Below are 17,722 nucleotides of genomic sequence, written 5' to 3'. Positions count from 1 at the left end.
TTATGCTCCCTTCCCCTTCCGTATCCAGGCTTGCTCGGCATCGGCAATTGCCGCGAGCATCGCATCCACAGGCTGTTCTATGAGATTGCCGTGTCCTGCCGCCAGAATGGCGGGCTTACAATCCGCAAGCCGCTTGGCGGAAGCAAGACTAGCCTCGGCATTCCAAGTTGCCAAAGCGGGAAACGGGAAGGACCATCGCATGCGGCTTGTGACCGTTACCCCTCCTCGTGTATGGAATGCGTCTCCCGCGATAAGCAATCCCGTTCGTTCGTCGAGAAAGGCCATGGAGCCCGGCGTATGTCCACCTGCTGCTATTGCAAGCAGAGACCCGATCTTGTCGCCGTCTTGCAGCAGCACATCGGGTCTAGTCTTTACGGCCTTCGGAACGCCGCCCCGGATTGGCGTTTGAGGTTCGTCGGCCGCAAGCGACCTGTCTCCGGCCAGAAGACGCGAATCCCTCTTTGATATATATACGTCGATGTTTCCATCGCTCGCTTTGATCGCATCCAGCGCGCCGACATGATCATCATGCGCATGAGTGAGCACAATACGTTTGATTGGTTTACCCAGTTGATCCGCCGCATGAAGAATAGCCTTCGCATTGTTCGGCAATGCTGCGTCCACTAGTGTAAATCCGTCGTCTTCCTCTACCAGATAACAATTCACTGGGAACAGGTTAGGCAAGTAAGTCAGCTGTACGAATCCGTTTCCTTTAGTTATTCTCATAGGGTTGCCCTCCAATAAAACTAATGATATTAGTTTAATGATAAACTAATGACGTTAGTTTATCAACTCTTATTTTCCTGGCAATATAAAAACCGCGAACCTCCAGGTCCGCGGTTGTCAGCTTATATTCACTTGGCGTCATATCTGCCGTATGATGCGGCATATTCCTTTATTCGATCGTAGGCCTTTCGGTCGATCGCCTTAAAAGGGTGGAACTGCGGATGATTGGAGTTGACCTCCAGTATCCACAACTTTCCGCCGCGATCTCTTGCGAAATCGATGCCCATCTCCCGCATGCCGGATTGTCTCGCGCTTAACGTCTTTGCGATCGTGATCGCCTCGGAGCGCAATTGCTCTTCCCGATAGTTGCTCTCTTGCGCATTCAGCCCAAGCCTCCTGTGAAGCTTCCGAAGCTTCCAGACAGCGCCGCCTTGATAATAGTTGGTGACGATCATGCCTTTGCCGCCCACTTTCACGATAAAGCCGGTACATGTCCATGCGCCTCCCGGCTTCCGCTGCACCATCGCACGTATATCGTACGGCTTGCCATCCACTTTATCCAGCTTGATTGCCTGCTGGACGATCAGCTTGCCGCGCCCTTTTGCCTTTAGATGGCGGTAAGCGGCTTCCAGCGTCCCTAAGCTTCCCGACCTCTGCGACTTGCTCGACGTTTCCTTTAGCAGGTAACCGCCGTTCTGCCGCGAGAGCTTAGATATCCCGATTCCAAGCGAACCTACATCCGGCTTGATATACAAGGAGTTATAGCGTTTGGCCAGTTTGCGCATATTCGCAAGACTATACGATTCCGTATCGGGTACCATGCGCCGGGTCGCGCTATCGTTCTCCAGATATCGGCATACTTTAAGTTTGCCCCTGATTCTACGACTAGCATATCTCTTAACAGACAATAGATTCACCTCATTATTACTGTATGAGGTGAATCTATGTTGGACTGTACGATGAACTATACGGATTTAACTTTTTTCGCTAATGTTGCTCTTATTGTCCCAGCAGGATCTTCGCATAAGGCGAATCGATCGGCATCATAATAACCGGCTGGTTCTTCATGGTCACGATGTAGCTCTCCAGCGTTCTGTACAAATTGTAGAATTGCGGATCCTTGCCATACGCTTTGTTGTAGATAACCGCTGCTTCTTTTTCGCCTTCCGCAACGATTTTTTTGGCATCCGCCTCAGCCTGCGCCAATAGCTCGTTCGCGGTACGATCCGCCTTGGACGTCATTTTGCGCGACTCCTCGTCGCCCTCCGACAAGTATCTGGCCGCCATGGATTCGCGGTCCGAAATCATGCGGTTATATACGCTTTGTTTGTTTCCTTCGGGCAAATCCGTCCGTTTGATGCGTACGTCAACGATCTGGATGCCATAATCGTCGCGCTGCAATGTCGTAATCACATCGTTTGTGATTTCATCATTAATATTGCCTCTTTCGGTGTTCTCGCTAATGATGGCATCGTAATTCACTTCGGACAGCTTCCGTCTGACGGAGTTGTAGACCGCCTCGTCGATGCGCTGCGTTCCGCCGCTGACATTATGAACAGTCTTGATAAACTTCTCCGGATCCACGATACGCCAAATCGTATAGTTATCGACGATAATCGGCTTTTTGTCCTTCGTCAATATTTGGCCCGGGCTGCTTTCCATTGTCATCTGGTATTTGGGCAGCACGGTCGTATTCTCGATGAACGGGAGCTTGAAGTTAAGTCCAGGAGACTTCACCGTTCGGATCGCTTCGCCAAATCGGAGCACCACCTTGTATTCGCCTTCTTTGACGATAAACATGGAGCCCGCTCCGACGATAAGCAGCAGGATGACCGCCGCGATTATACTCCAATGTTTAGTTTTCATCCCCTGTAGCCTCCTTGCGAAGCAGCTCGTTCAGCGGCAAGTAATTAACCGTGTCGCCGTCGCCGTTTGTAATGAAAATTTGCGCGTTTGGCAATATTTTCTCCAGCGTTTCCAAAATGAGACGGTTTTGCGTAACGCTAGGATTGCCAACATATTCGCTGAAAATCGCGTTGAATTTGGCCACGTCGCCTTCCGCGTTAAGAACGCGGGATTTTTTCTCCGCTTCCGCCTGCTCGATCAACGCTTGCGCCTCGCCGCGAGCTTTCGGAATCCGTTCATTCTCATATTTCATCGCAACGTTTATTTTCGTGTTTTTTTCCTCTCTGGCGTTGGTTACGGCCCGGAACGCCTCTTCCACTTCGCCGCCGGGAGGTTCGATATCCTGGAATTTCAAGTCGATAATCTGGATGCCCGTCTCGTATTTATTTTGTAATTCGATCAGCTTCTCGCGTACAAGATCCTGAATCGCCGTTTTGCCGTCGGTGATCGCGTAATCCAGCTTCTGCGAGCCGATGACCGATCGGATCGATGCGCTTGCGGAATTGCGAAGGAACTGCTCGGGATCGCTAATATTATGCAAATAATTGCGGATATTGTGAATCTTCCAAGTGACTACGGCGTCGGCGGACACGATGTTCTCGTCTCCGGTAATCATCATGGCTTCGTCTTCGACCGGTGTAACCGTGTTGCCTTTCTCGCGGTAGCCGATCGTAATACGCTGAGTCAGCTCGGCCGGCACAATGCGCACCTCCTGGATCGGACTCGGCCACTTAAAGTGCAGTCCGGACCCCGTCTCGTGCGTATATTTGCCAAATGTCAGCACGGCAGCCCGCTCTTGCTCCTGCACCGTATAAAAAGATGTTGATCCCAGATAAAACAATACGATAACCGCCACGATGCCGATTACAATATTTCTTACGGTTCCCGGCTTTATCTCCGGCGGCTTTCGATTCGGATTGGGAACCGGCGTCGGTCCAGCAGCACCGCCGCCGGGTTCCTGATTCATGAAGTTCATTCACTTTTCTCCCCTCGTATCTTAAAGTCATACAAACTAGTACGGCTCAAACCTCGAATGGTCACAGTTTTTTAAGCTTATTTTAAGGTTTGACCGATACAACTCTCTGTCGAACGTCAAGAAGCCGCTTCTCCAAGCCGTATATTGCTCCGGCCTATCGAAACGGCTGCAGTCGGTACAGCTTGATTATTGCTTCTTGGTCTCCTTGAGCATCTCACCGATTGCGCCGATGCTGCCCAGCGTCTCGACGGCTCTTGTCGGGATGAATACTTTGTTAGCAGGGCCTTTGGCGATTTCGCCAAGCGCTTCAAGTGATCGATACGTCAAGACCTGTTCGTCCAGGCCTGCCGAACGAATCATCTCGATCCGGCTTTTCTCGGCTTCGGCAATGGATTGAATCGCTTTCGCTTCGCCCATCGCTTCCAGCTCTTGCGCTTGACGTTGGCCTTCCGCTTGGCGGATGCGGGCTTCCTTCTCGCCCTCCGCCTTCAGAATTTTACTTTGCTTGTCGCCTTCCGCGCGCAAAATCATATCCTGCTTGGCCGCTTCGGCTTCCAAAACCATGGCGCGCTTGCTGCGCTCCGCCTTCATCTGTTTGTCCATCGCATCCTGAATATCGGCAGGCGGCTGAATGTCGATTACTTCTACGCGTTCGATCCGCACGCCCCACTTCTCGGTCGCTTCGTCCAGCGCGACGCGGATATCCGTCGAAATTTTTTCCCGACCGGACAAAGTCTCGTCGAGCTCCATCTTGCCGATGATCTGACGCATCGTCGCCGTGCTGATGTTTCTTACGCCATAAACATAATCAGAGATGCCGTAAGTCGCTTGTTCCGGTCCGGTTACCTGGTAGAAGATAATCGTATCGATCTTAACCTGTACGTTATCTTTTGTAATAACGGTCTGCGGCGGCACGTTCGCCTGTTGAATGCGAAGATCGTGATACGTGCGCACGTGGTCGATGATCGGGATTAGAATATTGATGCCCGGCGTAAGCAATCTGCTGAATTTACCGAGACGCTCCACGACGCCAACTCTTTGCTGCGGTATGATTTTAACGGATAATGCAATAAATACGACGGCCAATACGATTACAATTAAGGTTATTATCCATTCCATAATGATTCACTAACCTCCCCATTTGTTTACTTGCAGAAAAGCGCTTCCCCTATGGACCACGATAACCGTCTCGCCCTTGCCGATTTCTTCTTCCGACTTCGCGCTCCATGTCTCGCTGCCAACCTTTACGATGCCCGGCGCATCAGGATGGATATCCTCGACAACGGTCCCCTGCAAGCCGACTAAATCGTCCACCGCGTCCTTAAAGCCCTTGCCGTTGTGAAAACGCCGGGTCAGCGGCTTCGTGAACACGGTTAACACCAATGCAACTACGCTTCCGACAATAACCTGCAGCAATATCGCCTCAGGAGCTGCGATAGCTACTACGGCGGCAGCAAGCGTTCCGATGCCAAGCCACAGCAGATAGAACGTTAATGTCAACATCTCAATCACGATCAGAGCACCCGCAGCGATTAACCAGATTAACCACCAATCCATCTCCGGTCCCCCCTCTTCAGAGCTAATGTATTCGTTATCGATGGTGCTAATTCCTCTTGTATCAAGCAAAAATGTCGAAAATGGTTCGTACTTTCTTCTTCTACGTCTCAAAACCACGCAAGTTCCAGTTGTCGCGCAAGCTTAAAGGGCCATCCTAAAGCTACTGTCTGCCAGCTCCAGCGTTTTTTACTCTTGAACCTGCTCCAGCTCCTCCAGCTTGCGCAGGAACAGTCCGCGAAGCGGCTCATCCGCCATCTCGGCAAGTGCTCTTAGACAATGTGCAGCCTCATCCCGCATCTTCTGGCGTCTTGCGATCGCCCACCCGTAATATTCCGTATCCAGGTAGTCGCCTCGATACAACGAAAGAATTTTCTCTCCCTGCTCCAACGTAATGAATTGAATGCGGTTGAATATCGCCATCAGCTCCGCGTAATCGCTGCCGATCCGGTCATCCGTCAGAAGCCAATATCTTTCGTCTCCGAAGCGGACGCAATCCTCGAATCCGATTTGCTTGAGAATCCTTCGCAAATTATAGATCGTCGTATGAAGCAGCGTTTGAGCGCGCTCCACCGGCACCTCCGGCCACAAATCATCCATGAGTCGAAGCCGGTATACCGGTTCTCCGCCCGCATGCCATAGATAGGCAAACAATTCCTTTGTTTTGCGCGTCCTCCAGGTAATCAACTGTCCGAGCGGGCCGTACAGCTCCATGCTGCCCATCACCTTAAGAACAAGCGAAGAGCCCCCGGCTTCATCCAGCCCGGTGCCTCCCTCTTCGGATCCGGACTCCTCCGCATGATCCGGGTACTGGCTCTCAGAGCCAAATTTTTTCTTAAATCTCTCCAGCGTCTGCGACAATCGGACGGCGGACACCGGCTTTAGCAAATATCCGAACGCCCCCGTCTCGAATGCGTCTATCGCATACTCCTGATGAGCCGTAACGAATATGATTTGGGCAGTCGGGCAACGTTCGGCGATGGCGGAGGCGGCGCTCAACCCGCTAAGCCCCGGCATCTCGATATCCAGAAAAATAATATCAGGCCCTTGATCCTGCACGTATTCGAGCGCCTCCAGCACATTTAAAAACTTGCCCGAGACCGTTACGCCGCCCTCTTGTTCAAGCAATATTTCCATAACATCAATCGCGATCTGCTCGTCATCAATCAGCATCGCTTTCAGCATCGAATCCCTCCGGTATGAGTAGCTCCATCTCCGTACCGATCCCCAGCTCGCTTCTCATCACGATGGGTTGACCGAAGATTGTTTTCATTCTGTAATTTACGCTGGCAACGCCTACGCCGCCGAGCGAGCCTGCCCGCAGCCGCTCCAAGTCGTCCTTTTCGATGCCGACTCCATTATCCGCAACCGTTATCCGCACGCCTTCGCCCGAAGTCGCCGAGCTGATACGAATCGTTCCTCCTTCGGGCTTGGGCCCGATTCCATGTCTTACGGCATTCTCTACAATGGGTTGAAGCGACAAGGGCGGAAGCCATACATTTTTATGCCCCTGCAATTCGTATTGAACCTCCAGCCTGCTGCCGAAACGCAGCTGTTCGATCTCCAGATAAGCTCTTACCAGCTCCAGCTCATGCTCCAGCGGGATCAGCTTCTTTTTGAAAACGAATGTAAATTTGGCTCGAAGATAGGTCGTTAAGTGATGAATGGTTTCGCGCAGCTTGTCCGTATCCTTATAACTTAATCCTACCAAAGCGTTCATGCTATTGTACAGAAAATGTGGCGTAATCTGGGCTTGCAAGAAGTCCATCTCACGCTTCACCGCTTGCTCCGAGGATTTCTTCATGGCGAGCAAGGATTGAATTCTCGCCTTCAGCACGGAGGGCTCGAACGGCTTATGAATAATATCGTTGGCGCCTTCGCGAAGCGCCGCGATGATGTCTTCCCGATGTCCGAGCGACGTCATCATAAGCACCGGGAGCTCGGCGAGACTATATCTGCTCCGAATCGCGGAGCACAGATCCAGTCCCGACACGACAGGCATGAGCAGATCAACGACGGCAAGATCCGAGCGTTTGGAGCCGCTCAGCCATTTCACGGCTTCCTCGCTGCTCCGCATCGCGACATGCGCGTAACCGAGCGATTGGACGACGTCGATCATCATTTTGAGGCTCGCGCCGTCATCATCGACGATAAGGATGGTAAACGGCGATTCCAACTCCTCTTTGCCAAGCGGCATAAAAAACAACTCTTCTTCCGCAGCCGCGCTTTCCGACTCGTAGAGCTGCTGCAATTCCATCTCCGGAGCCGCGACATTAAGCGTAAAGGAGAATACGGTGCCCTCTCCGGGGGCGGAGATGGCCTGCAGTTCGCTGCCATGCAGCTCGACCAGCTGCTTGACAAGGCGGATGCCAAGTCCGAAGCCGTCCGTTTCGTACAGCTCCCGCTCCTCCTGCGACAGCTTCGTGCCGAACAAGCGGTCGATATAAGCTTTCGGCATGCCGGAGCCCGTATCCTCGATCGAGATGACGATAACGTCCTCTTGCGCGACGGCCCTGATGACGACATAACCCTCGGCCGTATATTTGAGCCCATTTTCGATCAGCGTATATAATATTTGGCGAAGCCTGTTTTCGTCAGCCATTACGAATGGCAGCATATTGGGCAGCTCATCGCGGATTTCCACCCGATCGTTGATGGGGACGATTGCCAGTGAATTCAGCACGAAACGAACCATCATTGCTACGTCGACAGGCGCAAGCTTGAGATGGGTCTCTCCGTATTTGATCCGATTAAAATCCATCATATCGTCTACAAGCGTTGATAATCGGCGTCCGACCGCATGCAGCAGCTGAATATTTTCCCTATGGGGATCGAGCAGCGGATTTTTTTTGTCCTCCAGCAGCGATTGGGACAGGTGAATAATGCCATTTAGCGGCGTATGCAGCTCGCGCGACGTTTTTGCCAGGAACTCGTCCTTTTGCCGATTTTGCGCCATGAGACGTTTCGTTTGGCCTTCGCTCTTCTGGAAAGCCTGCTGGAAGCGGTCGCTCATCAGAAACGACTGGGAAAATACGAGCAGCAGCGGCGCTATGAGCATGGAGAAAGGATTGTCCAGCGCGAATTGATATCTGATTTGCCCGATAATCCAGGCAAGAACGAAGTAGGATCCGCCTAGCACGATATAGATCAAGCCTTTGCGGTTCTCCCGCCTTCCAAGCAGCAGCTCGCCCGCCACTACGCAGAATATGATGGCCTGCAGCACGATGTTGATATAGAACAGCATGGAGACGAAGGAGTTTGGCAACACCGCCTGCAGGCAGATGTAACTCACGCCGAATATTCGGAGTCCGCGGAACCATCTGGATTCTCGAATCCCCAGATACCGGTAGGCGTACATGGAGAACGAGAGGAACGATATAAAAGGAAGCATGATGAGCAGCTTCTGCAGCCATGCGAACGGGAAATCCGGCCAGAATGAGCCGAGAACGATTTCGTTATCGATCAAAGTAAACAAGCCGATCGCCAGGCAAAAAATGCTGAAATGCATAATATACGGTTCCTTGCGCCATCGCTTGGCCATTCCCGCATAATAAAGCCCGAACACCAGCATCGCGGATATGAGCAAAATATCGACTAAACGAGAGTTGTCCCTGCGCGCGATGACATCTTCCGTCAGACCGAATTCCGGCGGCTGCACAAGTCCGCCACGCAAATTATTGTAGCTCGCGACCTGGATCAGAATATCCATATAGCCCGATTTCGAAGCCGCCGTCGCGAAGACCGGCATATTGCTTGGCATGTATGTAGCTGCTTGATCGGAGGGCTGGCCGCTGCCTCCGGAGTCGTCGCCGCCGAAGTAGACATGATTGGACAACCTGATTTTTTTGCCGCGCAGGCTGAACACGTCATCCCTGCCGATCTTAACGACCAGCCTGTACGTGCCGTATCCCGCGCCATCCCTGCCTCCGCTGGACATGATGCCTTTCCAGTCCCCGGGCACCGCCATATATTTTCGCTGCTTGCCCAGCTCCTCCGGCCGTTCGTTAAAGTCCGCAGGCGTCAACAGCATTCCTTGATAGAACTCCCATTCTCCGCACAGCAAAATAACGCCTCTCTCGGTAAAATCCCAATGAGAAGCGTCTAGTGCTCCTTTCTCGGCCACCGGCATGGCTTCCGGGTCTTGAAACCAGTTATAGACCGTCAACAATGATCCCACTGTCAACGTGATTATTAATATTAGTATGCTCAGTACACGAATGTTCATAGTAGAGATTATAGCATATTGACGCGTTCCATAGCTGGTGTCTGTTAGATTTTTCAACCTTTTGTTCACAAGTTCTGGAGTCGCATAATTTCCTATGCATCAAAAACAAAAAGAAAGAAGTCCTTGCTTCGCAAGGACTTCTTGTTGGATGCGGTAGAGAGGACTCGAACCTCCACGGGTATACACCCACTACCCCCTCAAGATAGCGTGTCTGCCATTCCACCACTACCGCATATTATAATTGATAACCGACCCTGACATGCCAGCGTTCTCCGAGGGATGAAGAAACTGGTGAGCCATGTAGGACTCGAACCTACGACACCCTGATTAAAAGTCAGGTGCTCTACCAACTGAGCTAATGGCTCTCATGAACGGAAACGACTCCACGCAAGAGCGCCTTCGTAAAAGGTTGATGGTGACCCGTAGGGGATTCGAACCCCTGTTACCTCCGTGAAAGGGAGGTGTCTTAACCCCTTGACCAACGGGCCACATGCTGCATTACCGCATACATTCGCTTTTTTGCGACAAGATTTATTGTATCACCTTGTCTGCTCATTTGCAAGATTTAATTTCTTAATTTCTCAATCCGCAAGGACTTGAACAAAATAAAAAGACCGATTACGTCTCGGCCTCTCGATGCCATGCGATGAGTCCTTCGGCAAAAAGAATGTGGCGGAGAAGGAGGGATTCGAACCCTCGCACCACTTACGCAGTCTAACCCCTTAGCAGAGGGTCCCCTTGAGCCACTTGGGTACTTCTCCATGAACTGGCTCCCCGAACAGGACTCGAACCTGTGACAACTCGATTAACAGTCGAGTGCTCTACCGACTGAGCTATCAGGGAACATCAAAAATTAACAGTGACAAGTAATAATTTATCATGGCGTCCTGGACTTGTCAAGCGCTATCAATTTTAATTTTCCCCGGCATTTTCCGCAGGCGTAACGGTCGGGATCCAGCTTTCTTTTGCGCATGTATTCCATTCCGCAGCCGCCGCAGATCAGCTTGTACTTAAACGCGGCCGGCCCTATCTTTTTCCGCTCCGGCAAAGCCTGACAGTACCTGGAGCCGCCGACATGGGCGAGCAGCGTGCGGAAGTCATGGTCGCGATGCCGGTAACCACGCTTCATCAGGTGCAGATGGTAATGACAAAGCTCGTGCTTGATGATGCGCTCCGTCTCTTCCTCCCCGTACGCGGCAAGTTGATGCGGACTGATCTCAATATGATGGGTATGGGTGAAGTAACGTCCTCCCGTTGCCTTAAGCCGTCCATTAAACGTCACCTTGTGCCGGAACGGCCTGCCGAAGCTCTCCAGCGAGACGCGCTCTACCCATTGCTGCAACGTATTGTTATCCATGATACAACCTCCTTGACTACTTGAATTTTAACGCGGCTATAGGCTACACTGTCAAGTAGGAACGCCGTGCGAACGGCAACTGACCGAGGGGAGATCACGGAACTTATGGCTATCATGAGATATGTGTTAATGAAACAGGAAGAGAACATCAGCTTTGTCGAGATGCCGGCTTCGCATGCTTATCAGCTTAGCGCGCTGAATTTGCGCCTGCATAAGGAGATCGACAAGCTGACGGCCGACCAGGTGCCCGTCCTGCCTTATGCGGTAGCGGAATGCGATAATGTGGAGCTGCATGATTCTTCCATCAAGATCGTATCCGGACTGGACTATCTTAATAGTCTGGAAAAGGAGTTTGCCGGAGTACAGGAGAAGTCCTACCCGCTGATTTCGCTTCTGACCGAAATACGCGCGCTGCAAGCTCAGTTGGAGCAATGGTACGAGGAGTACGAAGAAGAGCAGCTTGGCTAACCTGACTCGATATCGGTTGGACCTGCACGGATATTCGCCTATTGCCATATGTTTATAGAACAACAGGCGATACCGGGAGGAGGGCGATGCGCATGCCACAGTGGCTGTGCAACCAACTGATGCGCGCATTTCAACAGAAGGACCGCAGGCAGATCAAGCTGCTGAACGATTGCTGGTATTTCTACCGAACCAAACAAGGACATAAAGAACATGGCAGCGGTACCGTTATCCAATGAATCTGCCTGTCGTCCATAATTCGAGAAAACCCGGCTCTCCCTTATTGGGCGGCCGGGTTTATTCGTCGTGGAGCAGTTAAAAAGTGATTAGTCCATCTTGCCGCCGTTAAAGTACACGATGTTCTCGATCGGCAGACGCGTGGACGGGTGGCCCGGCGACGCCGCTTTGCCGATCGGAAGCATCAGCGTCGGCAGGTAACGATCCGATATGCCGAGCAGTTCCTTTACGCCGTCGCGGTTGTAGCCGCCCATCGGCACCGTGTCGTAGCCTTTGGCGCGCGCTGTCAGCATAAGCTGCATGGCAACAAGCCCCGTATCGAACGCGACCAACTCGCGCAGACGGTCGGCAGGCAGCGACGAATACATCTTTGTATAGTTCGCGACCATATTTGTTTTCACTTCTTCCGACATATAACCTGCCTTAACGGAAGCTCCATAGATGTCGTCGGCCAGCGTGTACATCTCCAGATCGGCCATGACAATGATAACGGCCGAAGCTTCGGCAACCTGGCTTTGGTTAAACGCGATCGGAACCAGCTTAGCTTTCAGCTCTTCGTCCGTGATGACCATGAACCGCCAAGGCTGCATGTTCGCCGAGGACGGCGCCTTCGCCGCGATCGTCAGCATCTCCAGCAGCTCCTCGTCCGCAATGCGAACGCTGTTGTCATATTTGCGCACGGAGCGGCGCTCCCCTACCACCTGGAAAAACGGAATATTATTATGTCCTGTTATCGACGTCTGGACTTTTACTTGAGAATCGATCAATTGAGTCATGTTTTGTCCTCCTCGTTATCGTAACTGTAATCACATAATGTACAGTATAAATACCAGACGAACAATTGTCAATCAACTAACTTTTGGTTACTTGATTATTTATTATGAGCTGATGAGATTCAAAGAAAATGGCGGTGCCTGGGAGTTGCTCCCTGCACCGCCACAACGCGGAAGGTTAATCCGGCTTTCTCATCGTCAGGCTGACTCTGCCCTTTTTGAGGTCGACACTCAGCACCCACACCGTAACGGTATCGCCTACCGAGACGACATCCATTGGATGTTTTACGAATTTGTTGCTGAGCTGCGAAATATGGACGAGTCCATCGTTCTTGATGCCAATGTCCACAAATGCGCCGAAATCGATAACGTTGCGGACCGTTCCCTGCAACTCCATACCCGCGCTCAAGTCCTCGATCTGCAGCACATCCGTATGGAAGATCGGCGGCGGCAGCTCCTCCCGGGGATCGCGACCGGGCCGCAGAAGGCTCTCCACGATGTCTCTCAGCGTCGGAGCGCCTACGCCGAGCTTAACAGCCAGCGAAGCAACGTCGACGTTCTGAAGGGCATTTCTGACCTCTTCGCTGCCAATGAGCTTCAAGTCCAGTCCAAGCTCGGCGAACAGCCCGTCCACGACGGCATACGACTCCGGATGGATCGGGGTCTGATCCAGCGGATTAGACGCGTCAGGGATGCGCAAAAAGCCGATGCACTGCTCGTAGGACTTCGCCCCAAGCCGCGGCACCTTTTGAAGCTGCGTCCGCTTCGAGAAACGGCCGATCTCTTCGCGGTACTTCACGATATTTTTGGCGATGGTGCCATTGACGCCGGCTACGTACGACAGCAGCGACGCAGACGCCGTATTGACATCGACGCCGACATGGTTAACCGCCGATTCTACGACGCCGCCAAGCGATTCGTCGAGCCGCTTCTGGCTGACGTCGTGCTGGTATTGCCCAACGCCGATCGCCTTGGGCTCGATCTTTACCAGCTCCGCTAGCGGATCCTGCAGTCTGCGCGCAATGGATACGGCGCTGCGTTCCGCGACGTCCAAAGAAGGGAACTCTTCGGCTGCCAGCTTGGATGCCGAGTAGACGCTCGCCCCCGCCTCGCTCACGATAATGTAGCGCAGATCAGGTCCGCCCCCGCCCTTCCGTTTGCCGATCAACGAGGCGATGAACTGTTCCGTCTCGCGCGAAGCCGTACCATTGCCGATGACAATAAGCTCCACCTTATATTTATCGATGAGTCCGTTAATCAGCTTCTCCGCTTCCGCTACCTTGTTGTTCGGCGGCGTCGGATATGACACCGCTACCTCCAGCAGTTTGCCGGTATCGTCGACAACGGCAAGTTTGCAGCCCGTACGGAACGCCGGATCCACTCCGAGAACGATATGGCCGCGAACTGGCGGCTGAAGCAGCAGATTTCTCAAATTCGCGGAGAAGATCGTAATGGCGTGTTCCTCCGCCGTCTCCGTCAATTCGCCGCGGACTTCGCGTTCGATCGACGGTGCAATAAGACGCTTGTAGGCGTCCTCGATCACGCTATTGAGAACCGCCGATATTGCGGGAGCCGTGCCGCCGCGCAGCAGCTTGCGCTTCATCTGCTCATGTATGCGGTCCACCGGCGTATCCAGCGATATACGAAGCACTTCCTCCCGCTCGCCGCGATTAATGGCAAGCACCCGATGCGGAGGCAGCTTTTTGACCGGCTCTTGATAGTCGTAATACATCTCGTAAACGGACTCCTCATCGGCCTTCTTTACCTCGGATCGAAGAAGCGATTGATCGAAGGTAAACTTGCGGATCCAGGAACGGATCCAGGCATCGTCGGCTATATTTTCCGCAACGATGTCCATGGCTCCTTGCAGCGCCTCTTCGGGCGTAGATACGCCTTTGTCCGCGTTCACGTACCGCACAGCTTCCGTAAGCGGATCTCCTTGCCGCGGCTGTGACCACAGCCAATCCGCCAGAGGCTCCAGTCCGCGTTCCTTCGCGACGCTGGCTCTGGTCTTGCGCTTCTGCCTGTAAGGTCGGTATAAGTCCTCCACTTCCTGCAGCTTCGCAGCCGCCTCGATAGACGACTTAAGCGCGCCCGTGAGCTTCCCTTGCTCGTCGATGAGACGAATAACTTCACGCTTGCGCTCCTCCAGATTCCGCATGTACTGCAGCTTCTCTTCGATCGTTCGCAGCTCGTTCTCGTCCAGCTCGCCCGTCATCTCTTTCCTGTAACGCGCGATAAACGGAATCGTGTTGCCTTCGTCCAGAAGACTTACCGCCGCTTTCACCTTGCTGACCGGCAAAGCAGCCGCCGCGGATATCGCTGCTATAATTCTCCCGTTCTCTGCTTCCTTTTGCTCGTCCGTAAGCTTGATTTTTGCTCCAGCTTCTTCTACATCCACTCCTGATGTACCTTTCGACCATTCTGCCACTATCGCACGCACCGTCCTTGTTATCGTTACCCTGTATAAGGATTATTCGCCTTCTCGAACCCGATCGTCGTACGCCCGCCATGCCCTGGATAAACAATGACTTCCGGATTAAGCTTGTACAGCTTCGTCCGTATGGAATCGTACAGATCGGCCTCACGCCCGCCGGGCAGGTCCGTACGGCCAACCGACAGCTTAAACAGCACATCTCCGGAGAACAGATGGTTTCCGCATAAGAAGCTTACGCTGCCTGGCGAATGACCCGGCGTATGCATCACTTGAAACTTGTGGCCGATCATCGCTAACGTCTGTCCTTCATCCAGCGCAAATTCGGCCGGATCCGTCGATAATGGCGGCGTAACGTCCTGCCAACGCATCGATCCGTTCTTGCGCGGGTCCGTCAACCAATCTGCTTCGAGATCATGGATGTAAACCGGACATCCGGCGGCTTTGCGAACCTCATCAACCCCGCCCATATGATCGAAGTGGGCATGCGTCAGCAGAATCGCTTCGATGTTCGTATTTGCAATGCGATCAAGCAGCCGCTTGGGATTCATGCCGGGATCGACAATGATGCCTCTTTCCTGCTCGCCCTCGGTTACCGTTATCAGATAACAATTCGTCTGGATGGGTCCAAGCGAAAACGTCTCGACTTTAAACTCGGTTCCCATCGCTCTAGAAGCTCTCCAGAAGCTCGCGAAGCTCCTTGATGACTTCCGCCTGGTAGCCAGGCCCATCACCGTAACGTTTCATGATCTCCGCTCTTGCAATCGCCAGATTGTCCTGGTAGTCGGCAGCTTCCCGATCCGTGTTGTCGCGTTTAAACGCCACCATCGGCTCCTGAATCCGAGTTGGCCTTGGACCCCATTGCCCAAGTACGGCGCCGCCAGTGTCCGCAAAGATCACGATAGGAATGGAGCGCCCGCCCATAGTCAGGAATTGATCCATCGTATCCAGATTTTCTTCCATGATGAGCACTTCGGTCGGGATGCCCGTTACTTCCAGCGCGCCGAATACGGCCGGCACGTTGCGAACAACATCCCCGCACCAGTCGGCCATCAGAATGAGACAACGCAGATCGTCGCGGTTGTTCATGGATTCGAACAGCTCCCGGTCCTCGTCGGAGGGCCAGCTGAACTGCTCCATCCAGCCAATAAACGTCTCCTTGTTTTTGGTCATCCCATCCACGAATTGCTGTGGGCTAATCCCCTTGCCCAGCTTGTCTGCCACACTTTTACTCATATGTAATCCGCTCCTTCATTTAGAGGTTGTTCAAAAAATCCGCTTTTGATCACGAAGTATGCCAAGAAGCGTACTCGACATCGAATATGGAACGCAAGCGAAACTTCCGGTGCTCACGTAGCTTCCACTACGCTCCGCTCCTCAGTTTCTACTTTCATTCCATATTCTCGGTGCTGAAAACCGAACTTTTTGAACGCATACTATTACTAAAATTTCCTGGCCCTGCGAATGTAAAGGAAGAGAACAACAAGCACCGCCAGCGCAATAATCGCATACACGATATAGGAATATACGTCCATAAATTCTACGATTTCATGCCAGTTTCCTCCAACCGCCGTACCGACTGAGACAAGAATCGTGTTCCAGATCAACGTGCCGACCGTCGTAAAGAACAGAAATGGAACCAGTTTCATACCAGACATGCCGGCCGGCAATGAGATCAGGCTTCGAATAAGAGGCACCATCCTGCACAGCAGCACGGCCCAATAGCCATACTTGTCGAACCAGGCATCGGCTTTGCGCACATCTTCTTTCTTTACGCGCAGCACGCGTCCCCAGCGGTCGATAATTCGCTCCAGCCGTTCAACGCCAAGCAGCCTTCCGATTAAATACAAAATAATGGCCCCGATCAGCGAACCCAGCGTCGCAAAGAGGATGACGCCTATTGGCGTTAGATTCGTGTACGTCGTCATAAATCCGCCAAAGGTCAAAATGATTTCCGACGGAATCGGCGGGAACAGGTTCTCGACCGCTATCATGAGCAATATGCCCATATACCCGTATTGCTCCATAAAATCGGTTATCCAGCTTTCCATCTTCACCCTCCACTTCGAATATCGCGGTTCCTCCTCTTCTAACCGGGAAGCCGCCTCTGTTATTCTATCATATCGCAAGAGAAGCCTTCCACTCTAACCCTATCCTATGGTCCTGTCCATTCGGATATGTTCGGTTAAAAAGGGAGGAATACGGGCAGGGCGGTCCGCGTCATAGCGGTGACCACTGGACGAATGCCCGCATATTTTGGAGGGAGAGGAGTCGGTTCCATATGAAACCCCACGAGCAAAAGCACGCAGCCGGCTTGCCGTCCGCGCGCAAAATTCGCAGGTCATGCAGCAATGAGCTGTACCGCACGGCAAAGCGATTGAAGTTATACGTGTCCAAGGAGAAGATGGAAAAAGCCGAGATGCTGTACTTTCGTCAAGTGGCGCAGAACCTGCTTTGGATCGTCGATCATAAAAACAATCGCAAGGCTCAAGCGGACTGGTGGGCGAATAATGTCAGCGAGGAAATAGCGGCACTATGGGAAGTCGATCGCGAAAAGCTGTGCGAAGCATTCCGCGAAGCGTACGGGGGATAAACAGGCAGCCCGCCGCGGAGCTCGTTGCTCCGCAGCGGGCTTCTCCCCGGCTTTACCTGCTTTCCTGCAGTCGATCTACCGACACGGTCACTGTATTAACCGGATTATTGCCAACGGTTACCGTCGCCATCCCGTTTGCTTCATCCACGTTCTCGATCCAAACGGAGTCGCCTTCCAGCTTTACGCCAATCGTATCCTTCGATTGGTATATTTGTTTCGCGCGCGTCGCATCCACGTTTTAATTAACCCCTTCCCATTCCGATGTCATCGTATCGGTCGTCGATTCGTCAATTTTGCCATTGTGAATAGTTACGTTTCCGCCGCCAAGCCCTTCATTTACCATCCGGTCAATGTCCATATCGTAGACCTCGCGTCCTTCATTATTCGGCTCGACCGCTCCGCCATCGATACCTGATATTTGCTTGTCCTCATCCATCGCAGCTTCCTCCTTAACATGGTGACATGGTGGCGAGACGC

At 52.6% G+C, this 17,722-nt stretch carries 19 protein-coding genes and 5 tRNA genes; 3 read left to right on the top strand and 21 right to left on the bottom strand.

What is annotated here, in order from left to right; translation table 11 throughout:
• From B1748_RS24175 to B1748_RS24110, 14 genes are all read right to left on the bottom strand, one after another.
• A complete protein-coding gene (locus B1748_RS24175) occupies positions 1-726 on the bottom strand; it encodes an MBL fold metallo-hydrolase (protein ID WP_087570515.1) in 726 nt (241 codons plus the stop codon).
• A 128-nt stretch (positions 727-854) separates the two neighbouring features.
• On the bottom strand, positions 855-1,634 hold the full coding sequence (locus tag B1748_RS24170; protein ID WP_087570514.1) for a YheC/YheD family protein: 780 nt from the start codon (positions 1,632-1,634) through the stop codon (positions 855-857).
• Positions 1,635-1,725: 91 nt separating this feature from the next.
• The gene (gene hflC, locus B1748_RS24165; protein ID WP_087570513.1) at positions 1,726-2,592 is read right to left on the bottom strand and encodes a protease modulator HflC; all 867 of its coding nucleotides are present in this window, start codon (positions 2,590-2,592) and stop codon (positions 1,726-1,728) included.
• The gene (gene hflK, locus B1748_RS24160) at positions 2,582-3,607 is read right to left on the bottom strand and encodes an FtsH protease activity modulator HflK (protein WP_246608744.1); all 1,026 of its coding nucleotides are present in this window, start codon (positions 3,605-3,607) and stop codon (positions 2,582-2,584) included. Before hflK ends, hflC begins: the two co-directional genes overlap by 11 nt.
• 186 nt (positions 3,608-3,793) lie before the next feature.
• Positions 3,794-4,726 carry an SPFH domain-containing protein gene (locus B1748_RS24155; protein ID WP_087570512.1) on the bottom strand — a complete coding sequence of 311 codons (933 nt, stop codon included), beginning with the start codon at positions 4,724-4,726 and terminating at the stop codon, positions 3,794-3,796.
• Positions 4,727-4,735: 9 nt separating this feature from the next.
• A complete protein-coding gene (locus B1748_RS24150; protein ID WP_087570511.1) occupies positions 4,736-5,164 on the bottom strand; it encodes an NfeD family protein in 429 nt (142 codons plus the stop codon).
• Positions 5,165-5,350: 186 nt separating this feature from the next.
• The gene (locus B1748_RS24145; RefSeq protein ID WP_087570510.1) at positions 5,351-6,346 is read right to left on the bottom strand and encodes a response regulator; all 996 of its coding nucleotides are present in this window, start codon (positions 6,344-6,346) and stop codon (positions 5,351-5,353) included.
• Complete coding sequence (locus B1748_RS24140; protein WP_179215797.1) at positions 6,324-9,326, bottom strand: ATP-binding protein; 3,003 nt, start codon at positions 9,324-9,326, stop codon at positions 6,324-6,326. Before B1748_RS24140 ends, B1748_RS24145 begins: the two co-directional genes overlap by 23 nt.
• Before the next feature lie 209 nt (positions 9,327-9,535).
• Positions 9,536-9,618: transfer RNA gene (locus B1748_RS24135), tRNA-Leu, on the bottom strand.
• A 57-nt stretch (positions 9,619-9,675) separates the two neighbouring features.
• Positions 9,676-9,751 (bottom strand) — tRNA-Lys (locus B1748_RS24130).
• A 48-nt stretch (positions 9,752-9,799) separates the two neighbouring features.
• Positions 9,800-9,874, bottom strand: a tRNA-Glu gene (locus B1748_RS24125).
• A gap of 182 nt (positions 9,875-10,056) precedes the next feature.
• Positions 10,057-10,147, bottom strand: a tRNA-Ser gene (locus B1748_RS24120).
• Between the two features lie 6 nt (positions 10,148-10,153).
• A tRNA-Asn gene (locus B1748_RS24115) sits at positions 10,154-10,229 on the bottom strand.
• A 34-nt stretch (positions 10,230-10,263) separates the two neighbouring features.
• Positions 10,264-10,743: a SprT family protein gene (locus B1748_RS24110; RefSeq protein ID WP_087570508.1), complete on the bottom strand. Its 480-nt coding sequence runs from the start codon at positions 10,741-10,743 to the stop codon at positions 10,264-10,266.
• 105 nt (positions 10,744-10,848) lie between these two features.
• Between B1748_RS24110 and B1748_RS24105 the strand changes: the two genes are divergently transcribed.
• Positions 10,849-11,211 (top strand): hydrolase/acyltransferase, encoded by a 363-nt coding sequence (locus tag B1748_RS24105; RefSeq protein WP_087570507.1) that lies wholly within the window; start codon positions 10,849-10,851, stop codon positions 11,209-11,211.
• 92 nt (positions 11,212-11,303) lie between these two features.
• Positions 11,304-11,447 (top strand): cortex morphogenetic protein CmpA, encoded by a 144-nt coding sequence (cmpA, locus tag B1748_RS24100; RefSeq protein ID WP_087570506.1) that lies wholly within the window; start codon positions 11,304-11,306, stop codon positions 11,445-11,447.
• Between the two features lie 87 nt (positions 11,448-11,534).
• Here cmpA and B1748_RS24095 read toward each other — a convergent pair whose 3' ends face one another.
• The 5 genes from B1748_RS24095 to B1748_RS24075 all read right to left on the bottom strand — a co-directional run bounded on the left by B1748_RS24095 (position 11,535) and on the right by B1748_RS24075 (position 16,703).
• Entirely contained in the window at positions 11,535-12,221 is a 687-nt protein-coding gene (locus tag B1748_RS24095) for a nitroreductase family protein (protein ID WP_087570505.1), read from the bottom strand.
• A 175-nt stretch (positions 12,222-12,396) separates the two neighbouring features.
• Complete coding sequence (locus B1748_RS24090) at positions 12,397-14,619, bottom strand: Tex family protein (protein ID WP_087570504.1); 2,223 nt, start codon at positions 14,617-14,619, stop codon at positions 12,397-12,399.
• Positions 14,620-14,675: 56 nt separating this feature from the next.
• Complete coding sequence (locus tag B1748_RS24085) at positions 14,676-15,317, bottom strand: MBL fold metallo-hydrolase (RefSeq protein WP_087570503.1); 642 nt, start codon at positions 15,315-15,317, stop codon at positions 14,676-14,678.
• Between the two features lie 4 nt (positions 15,318-15,321).
• Positions 15,322-15,888, bottom strand: coding sequence for a thioredoxin family protein (locus B1748_RS24080; RefSeq protein WP_087570502.1), 567 nt, complete (start codon positions 15,886-15,888; stop codon positions 15,322-15,324).
• Positions 15,889-16,094: 206 nt separating this feature from the next.
• Complete coding sequence (locus B1748_RS24075; protein ID WP_087570501.1) at positions 16,095-16,703, bottom strand: DedA family protein; 609 nt, start codon at positions 16,701-16,703, stop codon at positions 16,095-16,097.
• A gap of 230 nt (positions 16,704-16,933) precedes the next feature.
• Here B1748_RS24075 and B1748_RS24070 point away from each other — a divergent pair, with 230 nt between their 5' ends.
• On the top strand, positions 16,934-17,245 hold the full coding sequence (locus tag B1748_RS24070; protein ID WP_087570500.1) for a dehydrogenase: 312 nt from the start codon (positions 16,934-16,936) through the stop codon (positions 17,243-17,245).
• A gap of 52 nt (positions 17,246-17,297) precedes the next feature.
• Here B1748_RS24070 and B1748_RS24065 read toward each other — a convergent pair whose 3' ends face one another.
• Positions 17,298-17,480, bottom strand: coding sequence for an H-type small acid-soluble spore protein (locus B1748_RS24065; protein ID WP_087570499.1), 183 nt, complete (start codon positions 17,478-17,480; stop codon positions 17,298-17,300).
• Between the two features lie 3 nt (positions 17,481-17,483).
• The gene (locus B1748_RS24060; RefSeq protein WP_087570498.1) at positions 17,484-17,681 is read right to left on the bottom strand and encodes a hypothetical protein; all 198 of its coding nucleotides are present in this window, start codon (positions 17,679-17,681) and stop codon (positions 17,484-17,486) included.
• Positions 17,682-17,722: the final 41 nt, after the last annotated feature.

The sequence above is a fragment of the Paenibacillus sp. MY03 genome, from assembly GCF_002165585.1.
GTDB classification, from domain to species: domain Bacteria; phylum Bacillota; class Bacilli; order Paenibacillales; family Paenibacillaceae; genus Pristimantibacillus; species Pristimantibacillus agaridevorans.
Note: the sequence above shows the minus strand (reverse complement) of the source record. Positions and strands in the feature narration are given on the sequence as shown.